The organism is Novosphingobium resinovorum, from assembly GCF_027922145.1.
In the GTDB taxonomy this organism is placed as follows: Bacteria; Pseudomonadota; Alphaproteobacteria; order Sphingomonadales; family Sphingomonadaceae; genus Novosphingobium; species Novosphingobium resinovorum.
This window is the reverse complement of record NZ_BSFC01000020.1, coordinates 26,533-36,526: the sequence shown is the minus strand read 5'-3', so window position 1 is coordinate 36,526 and position 9,994 is coordinate 26,533. Positions and strand designations below refer to the sequence as shown.

16 protein-coding genes are annotated in these 9,994 nt (G+C 60.8%); 5 read left to right on the top strand and 11 right to left on the bottom strand.

Annotated features, from left to right (window positions below; genetic code table 11):
- The 3 genes from PKE80_RS12560 to PKE80_RS12550 all read left to right on the top strand — a co-directional run.
- Window positions 1-433, top strand: a 433-nt coding sequence (locus PKE80_RS12560) for a hypothetical protein (RefSeq protein ID WP_271182745.1), incomplete at its 5' end; no start/stop codon positions are given.
- The gene (locus PKE80_RS12555) at window positions 426-821 is read left to right on the top strand and encodes a hypothetical protein (protein ID WP_271182746.1); all 396 of its coding nucleotides are present in this window, start codon (window positions 426-428) and stop codon (window positions 819-821) included. The genes PKE80_RS12560 and PKE80_RS12555, both read left to right, overlap by 8 nt.
- A complete protein-coding gene (locus PKE80_RS12550) occupies window positions 766-1,104 on the top strand; it encodes a nucleotidyltransferase domain-containing protein (RefSeq protein ID WP_271182744.1) in 339 nt (112 codons plus the stop codon). The genes PKE80_RS12555 and PKE80_RS12550 overlap by 56 nt, the downstream gene beginning before the upstream one ends.
- A 286-nt stretch (window positions 1,105-1,390) precedes the next feature.
- Here the strand turns inward: PKE80_RS12550 and PKE80_RS12545 are convergent, their stop codons facing one another.
- The 11 genes from PKE80_RS12545 to PKE80_RS12495 all read right to left on the bottom strand — a co-directional run bounded on the left by PKE80_RS12545 (window position 1,391) and on the right by PKE80_RS12495 (window position 8,245).
- Window positions 1,391-2,866, bottom strand: coding sequence for a hypothetical protein (locus PKE80_RS12545; protein ID WP_271182743.1), 1,476 nt, complete (start codon window positions 2,864-2,866; stop codon window positions 1,391-1,393).
- Between the two features lie 22 nt (window positions 2,867-2,888).
- Entirely contained in the window at window positions 2,889-4,019 is a 1,131-nt protein-coding gene (locus tag PKE80_RS12540; RefSeq protein ID WP_133085187.1) for a phosphoadenosine phosphosulfate reductase domain-containing protein, read from the bottom strand.
- A gap of 4 nt (window positions 4,020-4,023) precedes the next feature.
- Window positions 4,024-4,803: a hypothetical protein gene (locus PKE80_RS12535; protein WP_008833114.1), complete on the bottom strand. Its 780-nt coding sequence runs from the start codon at window positions 4,801-4,803 to the stop codon at window positions 4,024-4,026.
- A gap of 18 nt (window positions 4,804-4,821) precedes the next feature.
- Window positions 4,822-5,328 (bottom strand): hypothetical protein, encoded by a 507-nt coding sequence (locus PKE80_RS12530; protein WP_271182742.1) that lies wholly within the window; start codon window positions 5,326-5,328, stop codon window positions 4,822-4,824.
- A gap of 76 nt (window positions 5,329-5,404) precedes the next feature.
- The gene (locus PKE80_RS12525) at window positions 5,405-5,671 is read right to left on the bottom strand and encodes a type II toxin-antitoxin system RelE family toxin (protein WP_271182741.1); all 267 of its coding nucleotides are present in this window, start codon (window positions 5,669-5,671) and stop codon (window positions 5,405-5,407) included.
- Window positions 5,655-5,882: a type II toxin-antitoxin system RelB family antitoxin gene (gene relB / locus PKE80_RS12520; protein ID WP_271182740.1), complete on the bottom strand. Its 228-nt coding sequence runs from the start codon at window positions 5,880-5,882 to the stop codon at window positions 5,655-5,657. Before relB ends, PKE80_RS12525 begins: the two co-directional genes overlap by 17 nt.
- A 55-nt stretch (window positions 5,883-5,937) precedes the next feature.
- Window positions 5,938-6,447 (bottom strand): hypothetical protein, encoded by a 510-nt coding sequence (locus PKE80_RS12515; RefSeq protein WP_271182739.1) that lies wholly within the window; start codon window positions 6,445-6,447, stop codon window positions 5,938-5,940.
- Window positions 6,448-6,463: 16 nt separating this feature from the next.
- A complete protein-coding gene (locus PKE80_RS12510) occupies window positions 6,464-6,763 on the bottom strand; it encodes a hypothetical protein (RefSeq protein ID WP_271182738.1) in 300 nt (99 codons plus the stop codon).
- 11 nt (window positions 6,764-6,774) lie between these two features.
- Complete coding sequence (locus PKE80_RS12505) at window positions 6,775-7,446, bottom strand: hypothetical protein (RefSeq protein ID WP_271182737.1); 672 nt, start codon at window positions 7,444-7,446, stop codon at window positions 6,775-6,777.
- 86 nt (window positions 7,447-7,532) lie between these two features.
- On the bottom strand, window positions 7,533-7,970 hold the full coding sequence (locus PKE80_RS12500; protein WP_271182736.1) for a hypothetical protein: 438 nt from the start codon (window positions 7,968-7,970) through the stop codon (window positions 7,533-7,535).
- A gap of 71 nt (window positions 7,971-8,041) precedes the next feature.
- Complete coding sequence (locus tag PKE80_RS12495; RefSeq protein WP_271182735.1) at window positions 8,042-8,245, bottom strand: DUF7673 family protein; 204 nt, start codon at window positions 8,243-8,245, stop codon at window positions 8,042-8,044.
- Between the two features lie 333 nt (window positions 8,246-8,578).
- On the opposite strand from PKE80_RS12495, the gene PKE80_RS12490 reads away from it, so the two are divergent.
- Complete coding sequence (locus PKE80_RS12490) at window positions 8,579-8,968, top strand: hypothetical protein (RefSeq protein WP_271182734.1); 390 nt, start codon at window positions 8,579-8,581, stop codon at window positions 8,966-8,968.
- A gap of 365 nt (window positions 8,969-9,333) precedes the next feature.
- Window positions 9,334-9,879 (top strand): AAA family ATPase, encoded by a 546-nt coding sequence (locus tag PKE80_RS12485; RefSeq protein ID WP_271182733.1) that lies wholly within the window; start codon window positions 9,334-9,336, stop codon window positions 9,877-9,879.
- Window positions 9,880-9,994: the final 115 nt, after the last annotated feature.

Genomic DNA, 9,994 nt, shown 5'->3' with positions numbered 1-9,994 from the left:
TTCATATCCACCAAAACCCACGCCTCCCTGCGGGCTTCAGCGCTTTTCACAGACGACTAGCTGGGCATTCTCGAAGAAGATGGAAACGACCGAGGAATTAATGACATTCGTCAGCGGCCTGCTGAGACAGAACCATCACTACTTCAAACGGTATGGCCCTCGATCCGAAATTGCGGCCTCGGATCCCGGATCGTCAGCGCACGCGGTTTGGACAGCAAGACGGCTTGATACCCTGCTCCCAAACAATCGTGCCATTCTGCGAGCCTTGGAGGTGAATGCCGGACTTGTTCCACGCGAGATGGCCGAGGCGGTCCTACTGTTTACCGATCATGCCAAAGGCTACGAGCAAAATCAGTATGGGCGGCTAGACCATTACCAAATGTTCCCCGAAGAGTTCGCGCAGTTTGTAGAGAAGTGGGCGAAATATGAGTAACGGCGAAAATGCGTATGGCGTCAAATGGTCCTCAATCACATGGTTTCAGCGGCTTCTGAACGGCCATGAAAATGTTATTGCGACAGATCGACATCATGACATAGTATTTGACGTATCGCGCAAGCGAGGTCCGGCGATCCAAGCGATATGCCTTGATGAATATACATGTGGCATTGCTAAGGTTCTGCAAGTGCGAGCGGAATTCGCTGACGTAAATTTGATATATGTCGGCGGAATGTGGAACAGCTACACCATGGAGGCGAAAGAATATTGTCTTCAATCATATTTGGGTTTGTTCAACACAACCGAAATGGCGGGCGCTCTGCATAGAAATGACTACTGGGCTTACCACAAGAAAGATAAGGACGGAAATCCGGCCTATCCTTGAATCTCATGCAGAAGTTATTTCCGCATGGGGCTTCGGGTCATTCTTTCGAGGTGAGCGGCATAACGACATTGATGTTCTTGTGGTGGTTGATTGCCAATTGAGCGATCTTCTCGATTATTCGTCGCAGCTACGAGCGGCAATGCACAAGCTCCAAGGCGACTATCGAATGGAAATTGATGTTCTGATTCTCACGACGAAGGAGTTCGAGGAACGTCCGTTGCGTGATATGGATCAGTTGGTATCGCTCTATCGGGCCCCGAAGGGATTAAACCTGCACATTTAGGAATTTGATTGGGGTATTGTCGCTCTATAAGGCTGACCCTCAAAAAAAGGTGCGCCCCTCATAATCAGGGGTGTTTCAAGGTTTCTGCAGCTGGGCCAGACGCTTTCAGGGTATGGTCAATGATAGCTCGAAGTGGTCGGCAGCCGGCACCGCGTGAACGTCAGCTAACCAAAAGGTTCAGCTCAGAATCGGACATTCGCGTAACGGCCCAAGGCAGTCTGCCGCGAGTGCACGGAAAACAGGTGTTGCCGACGCCAGCGGTCGCTAGCGCATCTCCGTGCCCGTTCTATTTAACGCGCCCGGGCTGGGCAGTGAACTCGGAAGACGCATAGGCGCGCCAGAGATGGCCTTCGGCCTCGATCTGGTGTTCGAAGGTGCGGATCGAATTTCCGACGGTGACGATCAGGCCCTTCTCTTCATCCAGTTCGATGTGGCCGGGTTCGTAGAGACGGCCAGGCCGGATGCAGGGTTCGTTGGCGCCCATCTCGCAACCGGCGGCTGCGAGGTCGGGCACAGTGATGCCGGTGCAGCGCCACAGGTCGAAGCGTTCGCCTTCGGCGCTGGCGGTCATGTAGCGCTCCCTGGCGATCGTCCATGCCGCGTTGACGTGATCGAGGTCATCACCGATGTCCGTAATCGCGCCGCGGGCGATCAGCTGATCACCGCGATAGGTGAGCCACACGGCCAGCATGACCATGTTGGCATCGAGGTGGTCATGCGACGCGCAGCACCCTGGCGTGATCGTCTGGTTGGTGAGGCGCATGGTCTGCCATTCGTCAGGCGTCAGTTGGTGGGCCAGAGCCTTGGCGAAAGCGCATGCAAGGGTTTCGCGGTTCGCGTGCTCCATGGCCTCGGCGTGATCCTCGCCGGTGTAGATCGCCTCAAGCTCGTCATCGGCATTGCGGCGATAGAGCCCAAAACGGGGTTCGCCCGCGATTTCGCGGAGCGCGGGCTCGGGATAGTCGATCCACATTTCCACCGGCTCGCCCATCGGCCCGGTGCAGACTTCGAAGCTGGGCTTGGTGTCGTTGCGCCAGCTTTTGTCCGTCCAGTTTCCCGGAATGGGCGGCATGCAGGCAATGGGATAGTCGGGGAATTGCAAAGCCCACCGGGTTTCGACTTCCTGTGTGGTGTAGCCGAAGGCGAGCGACACAAAGCCACCCTCGGCCTTCAGCGCCTTGACTGATGCGATCAACTCGCGGTCGCCGTCGGCACTCGAAAGCAGTTCGGCGCGAACATGCGGCCAGGTATGTTCGGCCACGCTGATGTTGAGGAAGCCGTTCCATTCACGGTCATCGGTGTAGCCGGGGAAGATCGTGCCTTCGCCGAACGACCACGAGACTTCGCGGCGCCCGCCTGCGTCGCGCGCTTTTGCGCGGGGCGAGGACTTTGTCTCGGCCTTGTCGAGCATCAGCACGAGAATGGAGGGGCGATCCGCTTCATCCAGAGGGCGGGAATCGAGGATATGGCGGCCACCCCGCCCGATGCCGAATGCGTTGAAGGTGGGCGAATGTCCGCCATTGGCATTGGCGCACTTCGTCCCGGCATCATGGTACTGAATATCTACGAATCCTGCCGGGCTTCGTTCGCGATCGGGCAGGAAGCAGAAGGTCACACGGCGGCCGTCGCTCGTTCGGGCAGTGATGGTGTATTCGCCATCGGGAACGTCGATGGGCTTGTGCGGCACGTCGTTGAAGCCCGCAAAGCCGAGCGCGACGGCCTCGGCCTGGGACATGACGGGATGGTCCGTGGAAGCGGTCATGGCAGTCTCCTATTGCTGTCGGTCAGGCGGCGCGGCGCTGGGCGATGAGGTCGGCAAAGCGGTCCCGCACGGCGCGGGCAGTCGGAAAGCGGTTGGCAAGCTGGTGGCGCGCGAGGATCGGCGCGCGGGCCTCGGCAATGGCCGCGGCCTCGGGCAATGTCGGCAGGCGCGGCGGCCACCCCCTGACGTATCGCAGACCCTTGGGCATCGCGCCCTCGGCCTCGCGGCGCCGCTGCGCGTCGATCTTGGCGGCCGCGATGCGGATCTGCAGGTCGGGCGGCAAGAGATCAGGTGCGGTGTCCGCAAGCCAGCGCGCTGGCTGAAACGAGAACGTGGACGTCGCCTCGAGGTCGCACAGGTGGATCAGTGCATCGTGGTTGGCGGGAGCGTTGGCCGATGCGCGGGCGTCGGCGATCGACTGCAGCACGCAGAATCGGCAGGAAAGCCGCGAACTGGAGTAGCAGGTATAGGCTTCGTGAAGCGGGATGCCGAGATGGCGGTGTGCGGCGAAGACTTCGGCCGTCGTCCATTCGACGATGGGATGCCAGAGCATCATGCGCGTGCCATGGGCATTGCCGGCACCGGCGTAGCGCGTGTCAGCCTTCCATTCCGGGGCTTTGGACCGCGCGGTGCTTTCATCACGGCGGATGCCAAGGACGTTGATGATGGTCTCGCCGCGCAGTGTGCGCGCCAGGTGCGGGCCGATGACATGGGCCTTGGCCTCGGAGGTGCAGAAGCGCAGCGAAGCCGAGGACCATGGACCGATCAGGTTGTAGGTTTCGAGGGCCTCGTAGCGGCGCTTGCCGTTCTCGAAGCGCTGTGCCCAGCGGTCGAACAGGTCGCCGGCATTACGGCGCACGACGCACAGTGGTAGATCCGCAAGCGCTGCGAGCCTTTCGACCATGGCAGGGGTGCTGTCCCATTCGGCGCGGCCGAGGTCGGCATGGATGACCAGGCGACGGTTACGGGGATGGCCGAGCTGATCGAGCACGATCGAGACGGCAAACATCGCGGCGGAGGAATCCTTGCCGCCCGAGACGTTGAAGACGATCCAGGCCCCGGCCTCGATCGCGGCGCGGATCTCGGCAGGCAGGACGAGCGAAGGCAGTCCTGCCGGCGCGGTGCCGGCAGGCTGCAGATGCTGATGCAGCATGGGATCAGTGGGACGTCAGATGGGTGGTGATCGCAGCTTCCTCGACGACGGGAAGCCTGCTTGCGAGGTCGCGCGCGATCGCTTCGCGGTAGGCGACCGCCATCCACATTTCGCGGGGGTGGCCTCTGTATTCCTTGCCGACCAGCTCGATCTTGTCACCGTACTGTTCGATGCGCTGCCCGTTGTAGCAGACCAGGATCTCCCATTGGGTGACGCTGAAGCGCTTCTGTTCGATGGTGACAAGGGCGGGATCGAAAACCGGCTTGGGTGTCTCGGAAGGACCGGCGCCCGTTCCGAGCACGCGGCCGATGATGCCGGTGGTGCTGTGAAAATCGATCCCGGCTTCGGTGATGATGACGCAGCCGCCACCAAATTCGTCTGGCCGCAAGGCATCGCAGGTGTGCGCCCATGAGAAAGCGCAAGGGATTGCGGATTTGCAGGCGGTGAAGATCAGGTTTGCCACCTGATCGACGCCGAACTGGTTGCCGCTGAAGCTGACTTTGCAGTGTCCCTCGGCATCGACTTCGCTGATGACGATGCTGCAGTCGAACGACGGGAAATCGGGATCGTCGAAGAGGTCGAGAAAACTCCCGAAATCGTCCCCGTCCTTGGGCGGGAAGAGAGCGGCGAAGCGTGGGCCGAGCTTTTTGTACTCGATGTCTCGAGGGCTATCGCCAGCGTAAAACTCGAGAATGACACTGGCATCCTGCGCCAGCCTGACCATTTCGGCATCCTCGGCGGTCATCTCGAGGATGAAGGAACTGGAGAGGTAATTGTTTGCCATGATGGATCTCCTGCGCGGTCAGGCAGCATCGCCGGCGAGACGCGCGCGGGCGGTCTCGGCGAGCTTGGGGAATGCGGCCGAAAGGTTGGTGTGGATCGTCTCGAATGCGGGGATCGCGAAACGACCGTTGGCGCCGGGGCGCGTGGTCAGCAGCGCGCCGATCGCCACTTCGTCGATTTCGGGCCTCGGAATGGAGGCGACGTTGCCGTCATATTCGACAGGACAGGCAATCGCAGCCTCGATCCAGGAGCCAAGCCCGTCTTCTACGGCCTCGGCGTAGGCGGCGACGGCAGGATCGTCTTCATCGTCAATGTGCAGGACGAGGGTACGATAGGTGCCGAAATCATGCCGATTAGGCTTGCTGGTGAGGCGGCATCCCTGCGGAGGAAGGCCGTGGATGGCGATGATGCCGATCCGATAGGCGTCGATCTCGAAGCGATTGACGCGCTCGAAGTCGGGGGTCTGGCCAAGCTGGGCGCAGTCGGCGTTCGTGGGCGCTGCGCCAATGTCGATGGTGTAGGACAAGGGAACCTCCGTCGATCCTCCATGGATCGCCCGTCCCCTTCCCCCTCGTCTCTATGGGTTACGGATCGCCTGGGGGTCAGCGGTAAACGCCGCTTCGGTGGCCAACGGTCAGCACAAGTACGACAAGCCTGCCATCCTCGATTTCGCAGACAATCCGGTAGTCGCCAACGCGGCAGCGCCAACGTCCCGCCAATGGCCCGGTCAATGCCTTTCCAGATGCGCGGGGATCGTCACTGGATGCAACCCGCTCGCGCAGGAAGGTTATGATCCGCTTGGCGGTTTGGCGATCGAGCTTGGAGAGGGATTTTGCGGCGCTGGATGACAGTTCAATCTGCCAGGCCAAGGCGCTTCTCCACCTCGTCGAGGGAACTTGTGGTTTCGCGGCCAGCACGAATGTCCTCGAGCACCTTATCGGAGAGGTAGATGTCTTCCATGTCCTCAAGGCCGCGTTCGATAATTTCGCGAAGGTAATATGCCTTGGTGCGCCCGGTGGCGCTCGCGAGATGATCGAGGCGCTGCTCTACTTCAGGGGCGAGGCGTACTGACATCGCCATGGCACTGTCTCCGATTGAATACGTGTATTCACACTATCACATGATTGTTGCCACGTCACTCCGGCTCGATCGTGAAGTTCCAACCATGGATATGGAGCATTTCGTTCCCACCGCGGTCGAAGGCGAAGAAGATGGAGTCGAGGTCGGCTTCGGGTTCGATCAGCAATTCGAGGGTATGGTGCGTACTGTCCGCGACGACGGCGCGCGTGTAACCGGCCTCGCGGGCTTCGGCCTCGGTGTGGATCGGCGGAGGCGATGCCTGGATGAAGGGCTTCGCGGCCTCTTGGGCAGGCCCATTGAATGTGCCGAGAGTCTTCAGGCGATCAGTCTCCAGCGTCGCGCCAAGATCCTCGGGCAGATCGGCATATTCGGCGGCGATCGCAATGGCCGCTGCTGCAGTGGGAAGCTCGCCGGGGGCAGCGCCCTTCCAGATGTAGGTCGCCTCCTCGCCCTCGATGCGGGGATGGGGCTGCATCACCTGGACGAAGAATGTGGCCAAAGGCCGGTCCCATCCGATGGCCACGCTGCTCGCAACGCCCTTACCGGCGAAGTCGTATCTGCTCATGGTGGTGGATCTCCGTTTAGTTCGCCAGTGTCGCCCATTCCGGGTGCCAGGGCCGCGGATATGGGATGTAGCGGATGGATTCCGCGGCGAGTGGGAGGCCCATGGCAGCGAGGCTTTCCGCCATGGAAAGCCGCTGGAGGGCTTCGGCAAGGTCATCTTCCAGCATGAAGTCCAGCATGGCAGCTTCATGGACCTGTTCACAAGTGAGCATTGTCCAGTCCAGCGCATCGAGGAAAACCTCGCGGCGCTGGGTGAAGCGTTCGATCCGTGCGGCATCGCTGCGAACGAGATCGAGAACCTGATGTGTGGTGAGCATGGGATGTCTCCCTAAGCGGCGATGGGTTCGCGCGGCGCCTGCGTCTCGGGTTCGATGGGCGCGGCCGAGGGCATGATGGCATCAAGGCGCAGGTCGCGGCGGATGCGCTTGGCGAAGCGGGCAGGCCGGACGAAATCGCGCATTGTCGCGAAGCGTAGCTTCTGACCGGCTGCAGGACCGCGCTTGGCGAAGTATTGCACCTCGTTGCCTTCATGGAGCGGGCCGACGCTGAGCATGATCGAGAGGTCATTGCTCGATAGGGCGACATATCCCGCGATTGCCGGGTCGCTGGGTGTGGAGCTGATGGCGTAGCTGCCCGGTGCCAGGCCGATTTCCAGAGCGAGCGCCTTCATGACCTTGGCACCGTCCTTGTGGAATCGCTCTTTGGCTACGCGGTCATGGGCCACTCCACGCACGGCCAGGGTGAGAAGTGCGGGAAAGCGTTCGAGTTCGATGACGCGGCGGCCGCAGGCGAAACGCAGGCTGTCATCATCGGCGCGGTCGGCGGTGACGGCCGCGAAATGGCGCGCGAGCAGCGCGATTGCCGGGTCATGGTCGGGATCGACACCGGCGATACGGCAGTCTTCCATCGCCCTGTTGAGGGCATGAAGGGTCGCGGTAACGGTCGTGAGGCTGCTGGGGTCGATCGCCTGCATGTGACGGAACGGGACGTCGTAGGTCATGGTAGGGCTCCGGGTCAGACCGAGCGCATTCCCGCGCTCGATCCTCCCTTCCCCCTCTCCTCTGCGGCCTCGGACCCTTGGCGGCTTCAGGTCTCGGAGGGGAACCAGTCGACCTCGGTGGCCGTGCCGGTGGCCTCGAGCGCCTCGATGTCGTCGAGCTGCCAGCGCCTGCCGCCGGGTCCAAGATTGGCATAGCCCGCGTAGAAACGGCCGTTGTGCTCGATGAACTGCGTGTAGACGCGCTCAACGACGGCTTCACCGACAAACCAACCGGGGTTGAAGCGGCTATAGATCGGGGGGAGGACGCCCAGCATGTGGGTGTAAAAGCGCTCGGTGACGCGGGTCAGGGGGAATTTCGCGAGCGTGCGGGCCACTTCGGCCTTCCAGTAATCATCGCAGTCGAGAAGGAAGGCCGTGGGGTCAGTCCGCTGGTATGCGGCAAGCGCCTGGTTTTGGTCCGCGGCCTCGGCAATATAGGATTGAGGACGCGGGTTCTCGCCGGTCATGATGTAGCAGTCGGGCATGGAGGGACTCCTCTCGCGAAGAATTTCGCGCTGAGAACACTCCCTCTTTTCTTTTGGCCGCGATCCGGATTTCAGGTCGTTGCGCACTTCCTGGCCCGCCACAGACCGATCAATTCGCTCATAGCCTCTCGCTCACCGAAGGCGTCCGCATAAACGGCACCGGGATGATCCGCGAGATAACCGATGATGGTGGCAATATCGATGCCGATCGCACGATCGAGGCCGCATTCCCGTTTGAACATCCGGACAGGCAGCAAACGCCCCGTTGCAGACATTGCTGCGCAACGTCAATAAAGCCAATGGTAGCCCGATACAGAAACGTAGGCTATCGACGAGGAATGGGAATACCGCCGCTATCTTCGAATGAGGCCGTCCTCGGTCAGGGCGACTTCTATGTCGAACCCGACTGCTGCCTACTGTGCGGAGTGCCCGAGGACATAGCGCCGGAGATATTCCACACCGGTGAGCATTACTGTTCCATTGTCCGGCAACCCTGTTCGGGGAACGAGATCGATAGAACCATACGCGCTATGTGGTCGAGCGAAGTCGATTGTGTCCGCTACGGCGGTCGCGATGCAACCATGCTCGAACGGTTAGCGCGGGCAGGAATGACCGGCCAAGCAGACCACGGCAACGCGACGGGCGTGCCGTTTCGCCTGCGAGATCAAGCGACCTTTGAAATGCCGGACGGCACGAGGCTCGCAAACGCCGATCAGGTCGCCGCCGCCTTTCGCGACGATATGCGCGCCAAGGGCAACAAGGTTCTTCCTGCTCTGCTCGGAAAGCGATCCGTATGGGTGTCGTGGTTTCGGAACCGCTTTCACCTCGTGCGCTTCGCCGATGCGGGGCAAGGGAGGATTGTGGCCTACTTACGATGGACGATGGCCGCTCAGGGTCTCGCATGGCTGGTCGATGATTGGCTTCGCGGGCAGTCGGTCGAAAACATTCGCTGGGAAACATCGGGCGATCCTACATCGGCGAGCCCCGCCCCGATGTGATGCTGCGAACAGCCAAACGCTGATGCCCGCATTCCACCCTTCTTCGCCGTTGGATTCCAGAAGGCTGATGCTCCGAAGCGGACGGGCGGTCTTACGGAAATCTAGCCCGAAAGCTGTTAGTCGGCAGACGCCCCCTTGCGGACATTCGCGACACGGGGCGGATTCCCTGAAACCCGCCGTTCCCTCGCCCCCGGTTTATGACGGTGGCTGGCCGATTCCGGAAAGGCGGGTTTCCGCTGATCAGTGGGGGATAGCTGCCGGTCCTGTTTTTGGCTGGCGATCAATCGCCAGCAGGAAGAGCTGCCGGTTGGTAGCCGCCCCCACTAAGGCGTTCCAACGATCATTTGTGCTATCAGAAAGCAGACATGACAAATATGGATAGGCCTTCCCTTCGTGTAGTCCTCTCTGGCTGCTCCGGCGGCGGTAAATCGACCCTTCTCGCTAAACTTGCGGATGTGGGTTTTAGGACAATTCCCGAGCCCGGTCGCCGCATCGTGGACGAGGAATTGCGCGGTGATGGCACCGCATTGCCTTGGGTAGATCTCGCGGCTTTTGCAAGGCGTGCCATCAACGTGATCGCCGAGGATCTCCGAGTTGCCCGGGAAGAGAGGGGCTGCACATTCTTCGACCGTGGTCTGGTCGACGCGGCAGTGGCCCTTCAACACGCGACAGGTCGAGCGGCGTCGGTCACGCTCGCCGCGTTTCCACCTTATCATCGACGAGTCTTTCTGACCCCTCCGTGGCCCGAGATCTTCATTGAAGATCGGGAGCGTCAACAAGATATGGACGAAGCGATCGCTGAATACGAGCGCCTGCTGAACGCATACCGGCACCTAGGGTATGATCCAATCATTATTCCCAAGACCACGGTCAGCGAAAGAGCGCACTTTGTCTTGAGTCACTTGAAATAAAGGAGACGGCAGCTTGCGCCTGCTTACTAGCAAAAGGTGTCCGAGAGCTAGCACGCGGAGGCGGATATGCGCGATGTTTCGCTCGCGGCGAATCAGGGTTGCCACACAAACTTGT